The following is a 17,178-nucleotide window of genomic DNA, read 5'->3' on the forward strand; positions in this document are numbered from 1 at the left end:
CCTATTCTATAATCCCCCTTGGTAAAAGTCCGTTATAATCACTATGCTTACTAAGCTTTTTGTCACAGAATGCTAATATTAAATTTTCATCTTTCATCTTTCCATCAATATTTATCTTTATACTATCTGGCTTTATACCAATAAGCTTGTCAGTATATCCACTAACCACAGAATAAGGAATATTGTATATACTATGCTCACTTAAGTTTAAATTTTTAAAAAACTCTTTTTCCACAATCATCACTGGCAAGTTTGTTGCAGGTTCTCTAAGTTCATTACCAGTATCTAGAAATGCTTTAACAGAAAATTTCAGATTATCTATGCATATTTCTGTGGTATACACATAACTGATAAGTGCTTTTCTTTCCTTTACATAAATCACTAATCTATTAAATAATATGTAAATAACCATTAGTGATAAAATAAGACCTTTGTAGGAAAAATTATATATCATTGCACTTGGAGATAATGTTGGGTTATCTTTAATAGCTAAATAAAAAGCCATTCCTGCAAGAACTACAGAATATAAAATAAAAATCCCTGTTCCCTTTAATATTGTCATAAGGTCTTTTTCATTAATACTAATAGCTACTATAATTAATGCCACTAGTATTTTGAAAGGAGTTGTCGTAAAAACATGTAAACGAGGCACTATGATTGATATAACATACATACTTCCAATTACTGAACATAATACTAGTCTCTTCGTTGTAACTCTTTTTTTTATTGTTTTCATGGTTATTGTAAGTAAAAATAAATTCACAAAAAAGTTCTCTATTAAAAGTACATCTAAGTATACTACCATTGGTATTCCCCCCTATCCTCATTATATAGATTATGTACAGTAAAATTTGTAAAATCCTATTGTCACTTTACATATTATTCCAATAAATTTATGCCATTTTACGATTTTTTTTTTATATGATGTTTTTATAATATTTGTATTCATCTTACAACCGCAACGGTTAACCTACTATAGTAATTATTTATTCAAATTCTAACCTACTAGTTTTTGAGAACATTTTTGACGAAACTTAATATTATTGTCATAATCATAAAGAAATTAAGCAAAAAAAAGAGTACACCTCTTGATGTACTCTTTTAAATCTTATTTAATTCAAAAATCTAATTATCTCATATTCTTTCTAAGCCAAGTAGGCACTGTGAAATCTTCACTATCCTCATTACTATTTGATGTATCTACAGTTTGAGTTGCTGCTACTTCTGATTTTGCACTTTGTTTCTTAACAGGATCAAATCCTATATTGCTATCTAACTGATTTTTTTCACTTTCAAAACCAGTTGCAATAACAGTTATTCTTATTTCATCCTTTAAGCTTTCATCAATTACTGCTCCAAATATAATATTTGCATCTGGATCAGCTTCTTCTTGAACTATTTGTGCAGCTTCATTAATTTCCAATAATGATAAATCTGATCCACCTGTAACATTTAGAAGTACTCCTGTTGCACCTATAATTGAAGTTTCAAGAAGTGGACTTGCTATTGCTTCTCTAGCTGCTTCTTGAGCTCTATTATCTCCAGTACCTATTCCTACTCCCATATGAGCAAGACCTTTATTTACCATAATGGTGCTAATATCTGCGAAGTCAAGGTTTATTAATCCTGGTATAGTTATAAGGTCAGATATACCTTGTACACCTTGTCTTAAAACATCATCAGCTTTTCTAAAAGACTCAATTAATGTGGTCTTTTTATCCACTACAGATAATAATCTTTCATTTGGAATAGTAACTAAAGTATCAACAGATTCCTTTAAAGCCTTAATTCCCGCTTCAGCATGAATCATTCTTTTTCTTCCTTCAAATGGGAAAGGCTTTGTTACTACACCTACAGTTAAAATTCCCATAGATTTTGCTATTTCAGCTACAACTGGTGCTGCTCCAGTACCAGTTCCGCCACCCATTCCACAAGTAATAAACACCATATCTGAACCTTTTAAAGCTTCAACTATTTCTTCTTTGCTTTCTTCTGCTGCTTTTCTTCCAATTTCAGGATTAGCGCCTGCACCTAGACCTCTAGTAAGCTTGTCTCCTAATTGAATTTTAAATTCAGCCTTTGATAAAGCTAATGCTTGTTTATCTGTATTAATACCTATAAACTCAACATTTTTTAATCCTTCTTCAATCATTCTATTTACAGCGTTGTTTCCACCGCCACCGCATCCTACAACCTTAATTTTACATAAATCTTCATTTTGTACATCGAAATCAATCACTTTATTACCTCCTCATTAGAAAAATTCTTAAGAATTCCCTTTAGCTTTGCTATAATCTTACTTTCGCTTTTACCATTGCTATCATCATTTACTTCTACATTATCATTTAATCTTGAATCTTTAATAAAATCCTGTTGTTTTTTTAAGACGTCTCTTATAATCCCTGTAGCTGTCGAATATATTGGATTGGCTGCTCCAACATAACTTGGAACACCTATTCTAACTGGCTTTCCTAGTAAGTCAGAAGCTATTACAGTAATATCTCTAAATAAGGATATTCCTCCTCCAACAATTACAAAACTGCCAATTTGATTATTAAGTTGTTTTTTTTCTATGTGCTTATTGATTATCTCAAGTAGCTCCTTTACTCTCTCACATATTATATCCACTAACATTGTATAATTAACTTCTATAACTTTATTTTCATTAATGTTAACTTTAATTCTATAATTTTCCATGGAGTTTTCTTTCAATAAAGTATTGCACTTAAATTTTAATCTTTCACTATCCTCTCGTGACAATTTAAGGCAGATTGAAATATCATTAGTAATACTATTACCACCTAATGGCACTGAAAAAAAGTCTAAAAATTTATTTTTATTAAATACTGTAACTTCCATATTAGAATTTCCTATATCTATAATAGCTACACCCTTATCAAGTTCATCATTCTCTACAACATCTTTAGCTATTCCTATAGAATTAACTACCCATCCCTTTATGTTAATTCCAGCATCATATAAACATTTTTTGTATTCATTAACATATTTGCTATCTAATATAAATGCATTTCCTTCTGCCTCAAAAACTTTAGTCTTCATCCCAAGCGGATTACTTATGTTCTTCATTCCACCCACTATGTACTCTTCTATGTCAACTTGGACAATTTCTTGGTTTTTACTAACACCAAAACTTGCAACCTCACCTACATTTATTATATCTTCCTCAGTTATTTCTTTAATTGTAGGAAATGATACAACTCCCTTAGTTTTTACAACTTCACATAATGAAATTGGTACAGATAAGTATACATCTTCTAATTGTGAGTCAACTATGTCTTCCAGTCGATTTACTACACTGCGTATTATATCGGAAATGTCTTTTTTATTCTCTATTACATTATCGTTACCTTCTCCATATTCTGAAGTAGTAATACCTGTAATTTGTATCTTATTTTCTTTATCTAGCTTACCAACTACCCCACATATCTTTGAAGAACTAATATCTATTCCAACAATATAATCTTTCATTTCTCTTTTCCCCCCACATCTTACTTCCTGGGAAGTTTACCGTGTACAAAGGTATATTCAACATAAAATCTTAAATTCCTTCAAAAATTAGAATAATTCCACAATAAGTATAGAGTAAATTATGAAATATTTACCAACAACTTATAGATATACCATTAAATCATTTAATTTTCTAATTATAGTATAAAACTTAATAGTTAAAAACACAATAGTTAGATTCTCCTATTTACTATATACACTACATTTCAATAAAATAATTTAATAAATTTACAACTTTTTACAACTGCTTACACATTATCATTTTCTATAAGCCTACTAATTTTATTGATAGCCATATCCATAGTTTGCATTCCATGCTTTGCTGAAGTCTCCATTGTTGATGGTATCTGGTGTATCTTTCCTTCTCTAATTAGATTTTGTACCGCTGGAGTGTTTACCATTACTTCAAGAGCAGCCATTCTTCCATTTCCATCAACTGTCTTAAACAACCTTTGACATACAATTCCTTGCAAAACTGTAGATAATTGATTTCTCACCCTTAGCTGTTGCTCTGCTGGAAAGTAATTAATAATTCTATCAATTGTTTTATATGCACTTATAGTATGCAATGTAGAAACTACTAAATGTCCTGTTTCTGCAGCCAAGAGAACTGCTGACATGGTTTCAAGATCTCTTATCTCGCCTACTAATATAACATCAGGATCTTCTCTTAATATGGATCTTAATCCACTATAATAACTATGAGTATCTCTTCCTATTTCTCTTTGATTTATGAGAGATTTTTTATGACTATGTAGATATTCAATTGGATCCTCTAAAGTTACAATATGAGTCTTTTTATTTGTATTTATTTCATTTATCATTGCAGCCATGGTAGTGCTTTTACCACTACCTGTAGGACCTGTTATAAGAATTAATCCATCTTTCTTATTGGTGAACTCCTTTATTATAGGTGGCAATTTTAGTTCCTTTAAAGTAGGTATGCTAAAAGGAACAACTCTAATTGCAATAGTATCAAAACCTCTATCTTTATAAATATTAACTCTATATCTTCCTACACCATTTAAACTATATAATTTATCTAACTCACCTATTTCTAAATATGTTGAATATTCTTCTTGGAGAATCTCCTTACTATATTCACTCATAACCTCATCTGTTAGAACTTCTTCATTTATATTTACTAATTCTCCATTTATTCTTTGAATAGCTGGTGCACCTACAGATAGATGTAAATCTGATCCGCCTTTTTCTACTACGTGCTTCAAAAGTTCCTCTAGCTTCATTTCCTATTCTCCTTTTAAAACTTATTTTCCATGGTTATAGTTTACTATATTATCTATCCACTTATCAATCTTAGAACCTATATTTTTTATATATTCTGACTAATTTCGTCATCTTAACTTACTTTCTTCTAAAATTCTAAAAATAATAATATGATTTAAATGCTATAACAATTTCTATACCCCTTAATAGTTTATAATTTAAGATTAAATTTAAATTAAAATGTGATATGGATTAATTTATGAATATACTCATGAATTAATCCATATCACATTTTATAGTATAAATTTTTTACCCTCATAATCTTACCATATATTAGTAAATATATAATTATGTTATCTTAAGGACTCTCACCGTTATTTAACTCCTTAAGTAATTTCTTAAGAGCTCGTTTTTCTATCCTAGATACATAAGATCTTGAAATCCCAAGTATTACCGCTATTTCTCTCTGAGTCTTTGGGTTGCCCTCAATCAATCCATATCTCATCTCTATTATCTTTTTTTCTCGTTCCTCTAGTGCTGTTCCTAAAATAATATAAAGCCTTTTAACCTGAATCTTATTTTCTACTACTTCTAATATAGAATCCTTATCGCTACTTAATATGTCCATAAGAGATATTTCATTGCCTTCTTTATCTAAACCTATAGGGTCTTGTAAGTAAACTTCACTCTTTGTTTTCTTATTATTCCTAATAAGCATAAGAATTTCATTTTCTATACATCTTGCTGCGTAGGTTGCAAGTCTGGTTCCCTTATTCATGTCAAATGAATCTATAGCTTTAATTAATCCCACTGTACCTATAGATATTAAATCATCAACTTCCTTGCCAGAAAATGAATATTTTTTTACTATATGAGCTACCAATCTTAAATTGTGCTCTACAAGGACTCCCTTAGCCTCTGGATGACCATCTTTTAGCTTTTGTAAATACTCTTTTTCCTCAACTTCTGCCAATGGTTGTAAAAAAGAGTTATTACCCGAAACATACCCTGTTAGTAAGGTGTATTCACTAATTATATTTAATAACCAACTCAAGCAAAACATTTATGTTCCCCCTAATAATGCTTATTAATATAATATGTTTGTTAATAGTGAAAAGTGCATATATTAAAATATTTATTTGCGTTTAAATTTTTATGCATATTGTTGTAATTGAATATTTAGATCTATAAATCTTCTTTAATTAAGATAATCGTCTTTAATTAAAGTTTCTACAATATCTTTAAATACTAAACATGCTGTTTTACTATCTCCACTTTTATCTTCAATTTGTGGAAGGTAAATAACCATAGAGTAATATTTATTATTATATCTAAAAAATCCTGTAAACCATCCATCCGAGGATTTTTTTTCACCCTGGAAATATTCTGTAGTACCTGTTTTCCCTCCCACTTCTAAGTTATCTATTCTAGCATTGCTACCAGTTCCAAGATCATCATTAACCACTCCAATCATTCCAGCTTTAATTACTCCAGCCGTATATTCACTAAATACCCTAGTTGATTCTGATTCGTATTTTTTTACAACTTCATTTACATCGCTTACAATTTCCTTTATAATTCTAGGTTTTATATATATGCCATTATTAATAACAGTATTGGGAATAGTCAGAGCAGCCACTGGTGTAGATCTAACAGTCTGCCCTATGGATGTATTAGTTATAACATCTAAATTACTTTCCTCCTTATATCCCTCAATAGTTCCATTTCTCTCATCTTGTAGACCTAAAATCTTATCAAATAATCCCTGTTTACTTGCTAATTCATAAATATTATCCATACCAACCTTCCAACCTACTTGTGCGAAAGTATGATTAGATGATGCTATATAGGCCTCTTGTAAATTATATGAAACAAGCTTCTCAATACTTTTAGGTAAAATATTCTTAAGAAGATAAAATTTTTCATCTTGACCTATTAATTCCTTTTCTAATGCAGTCTCATAGAGTATAGTTTTGAAGGTTGACCCCATTAAAAAACCACTACCACTAGGCACACCTATGTTAACATTGGATAAATTATCATTCTTCTGTGCCATAGCTAGGATATCTCCTGTATCACTTTCCATTATAATAGCACCAACTTGCTTATATTCCTCATAATTCTTACTTCTTAAAACTTCCTCCACCTTATCTTGAATTCTAGAGTCCAAGGTAGTAACAACATTCTTATTTTCTTTATTCTCTATAAATGTCTCTGCAATTATATTGCCACTAACATCCTTCTCAAATCTCACTTTATCCTGTTCATTATTCTTAACATATTCATATATTTCTCGCTCTAATGTTCCTTCATCTTTGAGTTTGGAATTATCCGAATACTTTACCCCCGTAGATAATAAATTTCTTATATTCCAATCACTATTCTTATTATAATCCTCATATTCATATACATAAATCCCTCTTACATCCTTTATTTTCTTTAGCTTTTCATAGCTATCCTTATCAATTTCATAACTATGATTTCCTTGTTCCATCTCATACTGAAGCAGTGACACATCATAATCCTTATCACAACCTCTGAGTATATATGAAACGTTCTTCATTAAAAGAAAGGCATTATCTTCATTTAGAGTAAAAAAAGTCATGGGATCTATAACTGCATAATATTTTACTGTATGCTTAAATAAGCTTTCATTATTTCTATCTAATAATTTAAAATTTAAATTATCTGTATATTCTTCATAATAATATTGTTGATTCGCTGATACTTCTAAAGTAGGTCCCTCTGTTAATTGTATGTACGCTAATCTTACTATCAAAAATCCAAAAGTTATGGTCATCATGGTTGATAATATACAAGTTCTTACTTTAACCTGCTTTTTATTGTTTTTAAGTAACAATAAAAACACCTCCCTTAGTATAATCTTTGACTAAAGAAAGGTGTTTCATACCATATTATGTTATTGTTATCTTGCTAAAATTTGTTGTATATTACCTTTAATTACCTCAATAGCTACCTTATTATGTCCGCCCTCTGGAATAATAATATCTGCATACTTCTTGGTATTTTCAGTAAATTGTTCATGCATTTGTTTAACCACAGTTAGATATTGATTTATAACTGAATCCACAGTTCTTCCTCTTTCCTTTATATCCCTAACCATTCTTCTGATAAATCTTACATCTGCATCTGTATCTACATATATTTTAATATCTAACATATCTCTAAGAGATTCATCTTCTAGTACAAGAATTCCCTCTACGATTATTATTTCTCTTGGCTCTACAGTTATAGTTTCCACTTTTCTATTATGAACCTCAAAATCATACTGAGGCTTTTCAATAGTTTCCCCATTAATTAAACTCTTTAAATGACTAACTAATAATTTTGTATCAAAAGCATGTGGATGGTCATAGTTTGTCTTTACTCTGTTTTCTATAGTTAAGTGGCTTTGATCTTTATAATAACAGTCTTGCTCTATCATGGTTATACAGTTTTTATCAAAACTTGAACATATCTCCTTTGCAATAGTACTCTTTCCTGAACCAGTACCACCTGTTATACCTATTATAACTGGACGTTTCATTAAAGTTCCTCCTTAGCCTTGATTATAATATCATTTTCTTCTAAATCTATATCTACCTTAGCAGTGTAAATCATCTTAGAACTAGGTGCACAGTCAATCTTATTTCCTTTTTCATCATGTAAGTCATTAAGTATAACCTCTACATTCTTACCAACGGGTCTTAAAACTTCTACACATGCTCCCTCTATTACTTTGTTTCTATGTTCAATAGTAACTGTCTTAGTTGACTTATCATAGTATTTAACCACACCTATAATATCATAATTTCTGATATATGCAGAAGATTTTTGTACTTGCTTATTTTCTTCATTTAAATAAAATCCTGTATAATATTCTCTATGGCTTGGTTTATTTAAGTCTTCTAACCATTTTGGGTTAAATTTATAATTTTCTGGTGACTTCATATACTCATCTATAGCTTCTCTATAAGCTTTAACTACGCTTGCTACATAGTAAGTACTCTTCATTCTACCTTCAATTTTAAATGATAATGCTCCAGTTTCCATAAGTTCTGGAATATGCTCTATCATACATAAATCCTTAGAGTTCATTATATATGTTCCATTTTCATCCTCTGTTATAGGATAATACTCACCTTCACGCTTTTCTTCTACAAGATGATACTTATACCTACATGGTTGAGCGCAAGAACCTCTATTAGAATCTCTTCCTACCATATAATTTGAAATTAGACATCTTCCTGAATAAGCCATACACATAGAACCATGAACAAATATCTCTAAGTCCATGGTTTTAGGAATTTTTTCTTGGACCTTTGTTACTTCTTCTAAAGATAATTCTCTAGCTAAAACAACTCTCTTAACGCCCATTTTATGCCAGAATTCACAAGTCTTCCAGTTTACAGTGTTAGCCTGAGTACTAAGGTGTATCTCTAAATTTGGCACAGTTTCTTTAGCTATCATTATTATTCCTGGATCTGAAACTATGACTGCATCAACCCCAGATTCATAAAGTTCTATAAAATAGTCTTCAATACCCTCTAAATCCTCATTATGTGGAAATACATTTAAGGTTACATAGACCTTTTTTCCTCTTGAGTGTGCAAACTCTATTCCTTCCATTAACTGTTCATTACTAAAATTATCAGCAAAAGCTCTAAGATTTAGTTTACTTCCCCCTAAATATACTGCATCTGCCCCAAAATTTATTGCAGCTTTAAGCTTCTCCAAGTTCCCCGCTGGTGCTAGTAACTCCGGTCTTTTCATTTTTGTTCCTCCTAACTGTTAAAGCTATTCCATCTCCCATAGGTATTACTGTTGTAAGTAAGTTCTCGTCCTGTGAGACAGTTTCCATATAGTTCTTCATTCTTTTAACTATTGTTATCTTTCTCTTAATCATTAAATCTTTACAAGCAACCATTCCTCTAAATAAAACATTATCTGCTATAATCATACCGTCTTTTGCTAGCATTCTTATACAATGAGGTAAAAAGTGGCTATAATGCCCTTTTCCTGCATCCATAAAAATCATGTCATATTCATCATTTAAAATTTCAAGAACTTCTAAGCAATCGCCTTTTATTATAGATATGCTATCACTTAAGCCTGCTTCCTCTATATTTTTAGTTGCAACTTCTACCATTTTTTCATCTCTTTCAATGGTAGTTATCCTAACATTATTTTCTGATGCTAATGCCATTAATATGGAGGAATATCCTATTGCTGTACCAAGTTCTAATATTTTTTTAGGTTTTTTAACATTAACCATAAATTCAATTAATCTAGCAGTTTCCTTTTGAACTATTGGTACTGCATTTTCTTCTGCATAATCTTCTAATTCTTTTAATATACCTTTTGACTCCCCTATGAGATCTCTTAGATATTTTTCCATATAATCATATGTAATGCCGCTCATATTTCCCTCCATTTAATTCTTAAATAATTTTATTACATAAAATTATAAGCCCAAAACTATTGAGCTTATAACTTTCTTATTCAAAACCCTTGAGTTTCTTCTTTTATTTTTAAAAAATATATTGTAGTCTTCTCTAAAAACAGTTCTAGGTTAAAACCTTTTTTGGTTCATATAAATTTAATATCCTAATTCCTTTTGTTTGTTTAAGAAGTCAACATCATTATCTGTAAAATAATGATTATCCGTACCTTTTATTAAAACATAAAATAAATAATTAGTATTCTCTGGATTAATTGCTGCTGAAATTGATGCTAATCCTGAGCTACATATAGGACCTACTGGTAACCCATAATTTTTATAGGTATTATAGGGTGAATCTATCTCTAAGTGTTTGTATAAGACAGTATCAACATGCTTTCCCAACGCATAAATAACTGTTGCATCAATTTGCAACTTCATTTCCTTTTCAAGTCGATTATATATTACAGATGAAACAGTACTTCTCTCACTATCAACCCTTGTTTCACCCTCTATAATAGAAGCTATCGTTGCTACTTTATAGATATCTGAATCATTTTTAACAATGCTACTAATTTCTTTATAAAAAGCATTATTCATAGTTGATATAACTTCCGCAGGTTTAACTCCCTTTACAAATGAATATGTATCCGGAAATAAAAAACCTTCTAAATCATATCTTCTATCCTCAGATTTTGGAATATAATCTGGAACAGGATAATCATTTATAGCACCAATAAATTCATCTTTAGTAAATAACCCTTTTTCATCAAATAACGCTGCTATTGATTCTATATTAAACCCCTCTGGTATAGTCACTACTACAGCATCTTCATTACTACCATTCTCTAAAATAGAGACTATTTCTTCCATAGTTGCCCCCCCAGGCACTTTGAATGTTCCCGGAACCAACTTTGCAGAAATATTATTAAGTTTTATAAATACTTTTGATAATGTCTTGTTTTTTACTACTCCCTGGCTGTCAAGTGTATTAAATACGTTGTAAAGAGAATCCCCCTCATTTACAGCTACAGTTACTTCCTCTCCTTTTAGCGGAGATTTTGTTGCATATCTATAATACCCCCCCCCTGATACTAATATCAGTGCTAGAGCTATTACAATTATACCTATAACCTTTTTCATATTACACCCCCATGATACTTTCAACTATTTATTTTTTTAATGATGCTCTTTTTCTTAGAGTTGGGTCTAAAATTTTCTTTCTAATTCTTATAGTTTTAGGCGTAACCTCTACAAGTTCATCAGACGCTATAAATTCTATACATTGCTCTAATGACATTGGAGATACTGGTATTAATTTCAGTGCATCATCTGCTCCTGAAGATCTTGTGTTTGAAAGATGTTTTTTCTTACATACGTTAACTTCAATATCACCACTTCTAGCACATTCTCCACAAACCATTCCTGGGTACACTGGAACTCCAGCTCCTATGAATAATTTACCTCTTTCTTGTGCATTAAATAATCCGTAACCTATAGATTCTCCAGCTTCAAATACAATTAGAGAACCTCTACTTCTTTCAACTATATCTCCTCTATATTTCTCATAACCATCTAAAACATGGTTCATTATCCCATTTCCTCTAGTTTCAGTCATGAATTCATTTCTTAGTCCAATTAATCCTCTTGATGGAACTCTAAATTCAAGTCTTGTGTATCCATTAACTGCACTAGTCATGTTAACCATCTCTGCTTTTCTAGGTCCCATTTTCTCCATAACAACTCCCATGTACTCTTCTGGTACGTCCATTGTTAAGTTTTCGATTGGCTCTAAAAGCTCACCATTTTCATGTTTGTATATAACAGATGGCTTAGAAACTTGGAACTCATATCCTTCTCTTCTCATAGTTTCTATAAGAATTGAAAGGTGAAGTTCTCCTCTTCCACTAACCTTGAATGAATCTGCTGAATCTGTTTCTTCAACTCTTAAACTTACGTTAGTCTCAAGTTCTTTCATAAGTCTATCTCTTAAATGTCTAGATGTAACAAACTCTCCATCTAATCCTGCAAAAGGTGAGTTATTAACTATAAAGTTCATGTTAAGAGTTGGCTCATCAATTTCTACGAATGGTAGAGCTTCTGGATTTACAGAATCTGCTATAGTTTCTCCTATGTTTATAGCTGCAATTCCTGATATAGCTATAATATCACCAAGTTTTGCTTCTTCTACTTCAACTCTTTTTAATCCATCATAAGTATATACATTAGATACTTTTACAGTTTTCGTACTTCCATCTTTTGCGATTTGAGCTACTGTTTGATTTTTCTTAATAACTCCTCTTTCGATCTTACCTATTCCTATTTTACCTACATATTCATTGTAATCTATTGATGTTACAAGCATTTGTAATGGCTCGTCTATGTACCCTTTTGGTGGATGTACAGTGTCAATTATAGCTTCAAATAATGGTACCATGTCTACTGCTTCATCTTCTAATTCTGCAGTGGCAACACCATTTCTAGCTGATGCATAGATAACTTTAAAGTCTAGTTGCTCATCATTAGCACCCAACTCTACAAATAAGTCAAATATTTCATCTATAACTGCTTCTGGTCTTGCATCTTTTCTATCAATCTTATTGATAACAACCATTGGCTCTAATCCAAGCTCTAAAGCTTTTTTAAGAACAAACTTAGTTTGTGGCATAGCACCTTCATAGGCATCTACTACAAGTAGAACACAGTCAACCATCTTAAGTACACGTTCAACCTCTCCACCGAAGTCAGCATGTCCTGGAGTATCTATAATGTTTATTTTTACATCATTATACATTACTGCAGTATTTTTTGAAAGAATAGTTATTCCTCTTTCTCTTTCTAAGTCATTTGAGTCCATAACTCTCTCTTGCATTACTTCATTTTCTCTAAAAACCTTACTTTGTTTTAAAAGTGCATCCACCAAAGTTGTCTTACCGTGGTCAACGTGGGCTATAATTGCTATGTTTCTAATATCTTCTCTTGTATATAAATTCATATTTTTCCTCCAAAACATTTATTTTACTTAATAAATTACAAAATAAAATTGGATACTTAAGTATCCAATTTAAATCAACTATTTCAATTCTAATATTATGTTAATAAAAAGTCAATGTTATTAAAACATTATTAAATACCAACATAGAATAGATCTGCCATTAATTCATATTTCTTGAATACAAGAACATTTTATCCTTATTCCATTATCCACCTTATATTTATTAAAAGTTAGATAACAACTACTGAACATAGGATAATAAGTTGTTGATTTCAGCTAAAATAAATTTCTACTGAAATCAACAATTCTATTTGTTTAAACTTCCATGATTATAGGTAATATCATTGGACGTCTCTTAGTTTTTTCATATAAATACACTCTAAGAGATTCTCTAATACTTGCTTTTATACTAGGCCACTCTGTAATATGCTTTTCCTCACATTGTGTAAGTGCATCTTTTACAACATCTCGAGCCCTATCCATTAAATCTTCTGATTCTCTAACATAAACAAATCCTCTAGATATTATATCTGGACCTGCAATTACAGTTCCAGTGCCCTTGCCCATTGTAACCACAACAGTCAAGATACCATCTTGAGATAAGTGTTTTCTGTCTCGAAGTACGATATTCCCAACATCACCAACACCAAGTCCATCTACAAATACTTGACCTGAAATTACAGTTCCAGCTTTTCTTATAGATGTTCTGCTAACTTCAATAACATCACCATTATCTCCTATATAAACATTTTTCTCAGGAAGTCCAAGTTTAACAGCTAGTTCTCCATGTTGTTTTAAATGTCTATACTCTCCATGTACCGGTATAAAGAATCTTGGTTTTACTAAAGCATGCATAAGCTTTAACTCTTCTTGGCAAGCATGACCTGATACGTGAACCTCTGCTAGAGATTCATATATTACTTCTGCACCCTTTTTAAAAAGTTGGTTTATAACCTTTGAAACCAACTTTTCATTACCTGGTATTGGAGTTGCAGATAAGATAACTAGGTCACCCTTTTGTATATTAACTTTCTTATGCTCTGACGCTGCCATTCTTGAAAGGGCCGCCATTGGCTCACCTTGGCTTCCAGTAGTTATCATAACTATTTCATTATCTGGATATTTACCTATAGAATCTATGCTAATAAGAGCATCTTCTTCTATGGTAACATAACCAAGATCTATAGCTATAGCTATTATATTTTCCATACTTCTACCAGAAAGTGCAACCTTTCTGCCGTACTTCCTAGCAGCTGTGATGATTTGTTGAACTCTATGAATATTAGATGCAAAGCTAGCAACAATTACTCTTCCTTGGGCACCATGGAAAATTCTCTCAAAACTTTCACCAACTATACTCTCAGACATAGTATATCCAGGTCTTTCAACATTTGTACTATCTGCAAGAAGTACTGTTACACCTCTTTTCCCAAGTTCAGCAAATCTAGCCAAGTCTGTTACTTTACCATCAATAGGTGTAAAGTCAATTTTGAAATCTCCAGTATGAAGCACCACGCCTAGTGGTGTGTGTATAGCAATTGCTACAGAATCAGCAATACTATGGTTAGTTTTTATAAACTCTACAGATACATCATTAAGTTTTATAATATCTTTAGGTTTAACTTCATTCAGTTCAACTACTCCTAGTAATGCATGTTCCTTTAATTTACTTCCCACAATTCCTAATGTAAGTTTAGTTCCATAGATTGGAACGTTGATTTGCTTTAAAACATATGGTAAAGCTCCAATATGATCTTCATGTCCATGTGTTAGATATATTCCTCTTACTCTATCAACATTCTTAACAAGATAGGTTACATCTGGTATAACTACGTCAATTCCTAACATCTCATCATCTGGGAATTTCAGTCCACAATCAATAACAACTATATCATTCTTATATTCTATAGCAGTTAAGTTTTTTCCTATCTCGTTTAATCCACCTAATGGAATTATTTTAATTTTTTCTTTCTCTTTTTTCAAAATTCTACCCTCCTTTTTCCTTTCATATTTCGCTTTATCATTTTCATATTAAATACTAATAATCAATATAAAGCTTTTAACTATTTAATACTATCGCTATTCATTAAGATTTAATTTTTCAATTTTACCTTTTAAATTTAAATACTTAAATGATAGACTTATTTTTATATAACATCCCTACAATTATTGAAGGGAACAATTATCGCAAATTCCATAAAATTTCAAACTATGATTTTTTATGTTGAAATTATATTTTTTTTCAATCACCTGTTCTAACTCCTCTAGAAGATCCACTTCTACCTCAATGACCTTACCACAATTTTGGCAAATCAAATGATGATGCTGATGATTTTCATCATCATCACAAAGCTCATACCTGCTACATCCATCATCTAAATCAAGTTTATACACTACACCCATTTCCTCTAGTAACTGTACCGTTCTGTAAACAGTCGCAAGTCCAATTTCCGGGCAATTAACTTTTACCAAGTCATATATTTCCTCTGTTGTAAGGTGACTACCTTCATTTTTAATAATTTCATCTAATATTGATCTTCTTTGAGGTGTCAATTTATAGCCTTTTTCTTTTAATGTCTGTTTTAAATTTTCAACTTTTTCATTAGACATAAATTAACCCAACTCCTCTCACCACATAGGTGAAATATATTACTCTATAATACCTTCTTCAAATAAAGTTTCAAATGCATCATTAACTATATTAAATTCTTCCTCATCCTCAACTGTAGCAAAGTATTCTTCTCCATCTTCATCCTTAATAACTTTTAATGCTATAGCATCATCTTCATCATTATCAACTGGTGCTACTATAAAATACTCTGTCTCTTCTACCTCAAGTTTTGTTACTACTTTAAACTCAACATCATTTCCCTCTTCATCTGTTAATGTTATGTTTTCTAAAAAATTATCCATAATTTCCTCCTTTTACATTAAATAATATTATTTTTTCTTAAATTACTATTATTAATCTTAAAACATTTATATTTAAATTCATTAATATTCTTTAATAAGTGTACTCAATAATTAATATTATTTACTAAGACTATCAAGATATCCTTGTAAAATATATGTAGCAGCTATTTTATCCACTAAGCCTTTTCTTTTTTTTCTAGACATATCAGCCTCTAGCATAGCCATATGAGCAGCTCTAGTTGTAAGTCTTTCATCCCAAAACTTAATTTCTACTGTAACATGTTCACTTAAAGCTTCACAAAATTTTTGAACTTTTTCTGCTTGTTCTCCTATAGTTCCATTCATATGCTTTGGCAACCCAGAAATTATGGTCTCGACTTGATATTCATCGCATATTTTAACAATTTCATTAATGTCGAAATCTTCCTTTTTACGTCTTATTGTAGTTATCCCTTGAGCTGTAAATCCTAATGGATCGCTTATTGCTACTCCTATAGTTCTATCTCCCACATCTAATCCAAGTATTCTCATTATTTTCTCCTTAATGTGTATTACTGAATAAACAAAAGCTTTTATATTTTAAACGAGTTATTAACCACTCTACTCTTATACCCAAAAGGTAATTACCGAAGGCTCTTACCAACCTTTACACTAACTTTAAATATAGATGTACTATAATTGGCAGCCATCGAATAAATTACATAATCTTATATATTATAATTTAATTATCTTATATATTGCTTATCATTATTTGTTATGTGTAACTTTAAAATAAAAATGCCTATAAAGGCATTTTTATTTTATATCTAGATAAGATTTTAAAACTTCTTCTAATATATCGTCTCTCTCTAGTTTGCTTACTAATGCTCTTGCTCCGTTATAGTTGGTTATATAAGTCGGGTCACCAGATATAAGATATCCCACTAACTGGTTTACTGGATTGTATCCCTTCTCTATTAGCGCATCATATACATCAGTTAATATAACTTTTGTCATATCTTTTTTGTCCTTCATTACGTCAAACTGAACTGTATGCTGTTTATCCACTATATCACCTTCTTAACCTTACTTTATT

At 30.7% G+C, this 17,178-nt stretch carries 16 protein-coding genes; all 16 read right to left on the minus strand.

The genetic code is table 11. The features are described 5' to 3' along the window. Position 1: 1 nt before the first annotated feature. The 16 genes from spoIIGA to RSD37_RS05770 all read right to left on the minus strand — a co-directional run bounded on the left by spoIIGA (position 2) and on the right by RSD37_RS05770 (position 17,150). On the minus strand, positions 2-805 hold the full coding sequence (gene spoIIGA / locus RSD37_RS05695; protein ID WP_346945739.1) for a sigma-E processing peptidase SpoIIGA: 804 nt from the start codon (positions 803-805) through the stop codon (positions 2-4). Between the two features lie 324 nt (positions 806-1,129). Continuing rightward, positions 1,130-2,239, minus strand: a complete 1,110-nt coding sequence (gene ftsZ, locus RSD37_RS05700) for a cell division protein FtsZ (RefSeq protein WP_346945740.1) — start codon at positions 2,237-2,239, stop codon at positions 1,130-1,132. Then, positions 2,236-3,489: a cell division protein FtsA gene (gene ftsA, locus RSD37_RS05705; protein WP_346945741.1), complete on the minus strand. Its 1,254-nt coding sequence runs from the start codon at positions 3,487-3,489 to the stop codon at positions 2,236-2,238. Before ftsA ends, ftsZ begins: the two co-directional genes overlap by 4 nt. Before the next feature lie 287 nt (positions 3,490-3,776). After that, positions 3,777-4,775, minus strand: coding sequence for a type IV pilus twitching motility protein PilT (locus RSD37_RS05710; protein ID WP_346945742.1), 999 nt, complete (start codon positions 4,773-4,775; stop codon positions 3,777-3,779). A 338-nt stretch (positions 4,776-5,113) separates the two neighbouring features. Then, positions 5,114-5,818 (minus strand): RNA polymerase sporulation sigma factor SigK, encoded by a 705-nt coding sequence (sigK, locus tag RSD37_RS05715; protein WP_346945743.1) that lies wholly within the window; start codon positions 5,816-5,818, stop codon positions 5,114-5,116. Between the two features lie 135 nt (positions 5,819-5,953). After that, the gene (locus RSD37_RS05720; protein WP_346945744.1) at positions 5,954-7,615 is read right to left on the minus strand and encodes a penicillin-binding transpeptidase domain-containing protein; all 1,662 of its coding nucleotides are present in this window, start codon (positions 7,613-7,615) and stop codon (positions 5,954-5,956) included. 66 nt (positions 7,616-7,681) lie between these two features. Beyond that, positions 7,682-8,302: a uridine kinase gene (gene udk, locus RSD37_RS05725; protein ID WP_346945745.1), complete on the minus strand. Its 621-nt coding sequence runs from the start codon at positions 8,300-8,302 to the stop codon at positions 7,682-7,684. After that, positions 8,302-9,528, minus strand: a complete 1,227-nt coding sequence (locus RSD37_RS05730) for a U32 family peptidase (RefSeq protein WP_346945746.1) — start codon at positions 9,526-9,528, stop codon at positions 8,302-8,304. Before RSD37_RS05730 ends, udk begins: the two co-directional genes overlap by 1 nt. After that, on the minus strand, positions 9,479-10,177 hold the full coding sequence (locus RSD37_RS05735; RefSeq protein WP_346945747.1) for an O-methyltransferase: 699 nt from the start codon (positions 10,175-10,177) through the stop codon (positions 9,479-9,481). Before RSD37_RS05735 ends, RSD37_RS05730 begins: the two co-directional genes overlap by 50 nt. A 177-nt stretch (positions 10,178-10,354) precedes the next feature. Beyond that, entirely contained in the window at positions 10,355-11,338 is a 984-nt protein-coding gene (mltG, locus tag RSD37_RS05740) for an endolytic transglycosylase MltG (RefSeq protein ID WP_346945748.1), read from the minus strand. A gap of 28 nt (positions 11,339-11,366) precedes the next feature. Beyond that, the gene (gene typA / locus RSD37_RS05745; RefSeq protein ID WP_346945749.1) at positions 11,367-13,190 is read right to left on the minus strand and encodes a translational GTPase TypA; all 1,824 of its coding nucleotides are present in this window, start codon (positions 13,188-13,190) and stop codon (positions 11,367-11,369) included. A gap of 315 nt (positions 13,191-13,505) precedes the next feature. Then, positions 13,506-15,173, minus strand: a complete 1,668-nt coding sequence (locus tag RSD37_RS05750; protein WP_346945750.1) for a ribonuclease J — start codon at positions 15,171-15,173, stop codon at positions 13,506-13,508. Positions 15,174-15,356: 183 nt separating this feature from the next. Then, entirely contained in the window at positions 15,357-15,800 is a 444-nt protein-coding gene (locus tag RSD37_RS05755; RefSeq protein ID WP_346945751.1) for a Fur family transcriptional regulator, read from the minus strand. 39 nt (positions 15,801-15,839) lie between these two features. Beyond that, entirely contained in the window at positions 15,840-16,103 is a 264-nt protein-coding gene (locus tag RSD37_RS05760) for a DUF1292 domain-containing protein (RefSeq protein ID WP_346945752.1), read from the minus strand. Between the two features lie 117 nt (positions 16,104-16,220). Next, positions 16,221-16,634 carry a Holliday junction resolvase RuvX gene (ruvX, locus tag RSD37_RS05765; protein ID WP_346945753.1) on the minus strand — a complete coding sequence of 138 codons (414 nt, stop codon included), beginning with the start codon at positions 16,632-16,634 and terminating at the stop codon, positions 16,221-16,223. Positions 16,635-16,898: 264 nt separating this feature from the next. Then, positions 16,899-17,150: an IreB family regulatory phosphoprotein gene (locus RSD37_RS05770; RefSeq protein WP_346945754.1), complete on the minus strand. Its 252-nt coding sequence runs from the start codon at positions 17,148-17,150 to the stop codon at positions 16,899-16,901. Between the last annotated feature and the right edge of the window lie 28 nt (positions 17,151-17,178).

Origin of the sequence: Clostridium sp., from assembly GCF_036646415.1 — a bacterium.
Lineage (GTDB): Bacteria > Bacillota > Clostridia > Clostridiales > Clostridiaceae > Clostridium_J.

Coding starts and splice junctions, on each gene's coding strand:
- mltG (WP_346945748.1), bottom strand. CDS start 11,338: ATGAAAAAGGTTATAGGTATAATTGTAATAGCTCTAGCACTGATATTA.
- ftsA (WP_346945741.1), bottom strand. CDS start 3,489: ATGAAAGATTATATTGTTGGAATAGATATTAGTTCTTCAAAGATATGT.
- sigK (WP_346945743.1), bottom strand. CDS start 5,818: ATGTTTTGCTTGAGTTGGTTATTAAATATAATTAGTGAATACACCTTA.
- RSD37_RS05760 (WP_346945752.1), bottom strand. CDS start 16,103: ATGGATAATTTTTTAGAAAACATAACATTAACAGATGAAGAGGGAAAT.
- RSD37_RS05735 (WP_346945747.1), bottom strand. CDS start 10,177: ATGAGCGGCATTACATATGATTATATGGAAAAATATCTAAGAGATCTC.
- RSD37_RS05710 (WP_346945742.1), bottom strand. CDS start 4,775: ATGAAGCTAGAGGAACTTTTGAAGCACGTAGTAGAAAAAGGCGGATCA.
- ruvX (WP_346945753.1), bottom strand. CDS start 16,634: ATGAGAATACTTGGATTAGATGTGGGAGATAGAACTATAGGAGTAGCA.
- RSD37_RS05755 (WP_346945751.1), bottom strand. CDS start 15,800: ATGTCTAATGAAAAAGTTGAAAATTTAAAACAGACATTAAAAGAAAAA.
- typA (WP_346945749.1), bottom strand. CDS start 13,190: ATGAATTTATATACAAGAGAAGATATTAGAAACATAGCAATTATAGCC.
- RSD37_RS05730 (WP_346945746.1), bottom strand. CDS start 9,528: ATGAAAAGACCGGAGTTACTAGCACCAGCGGGGAACTTGGAGAAGCTT.
- udk (WP_346945745.1), bottom strand. CDS start 8,302: ATGAAACGTCCAGTTATAATAGGTATAACAGGTGGTACTGGTTCAGGA.
- spoIIGA (WP_346945739.1), bottom strand. CDS start 805: ATGGTAGTATACTTAGATGTACTTTTAATAGAGAACTTTTTTGTGAAT.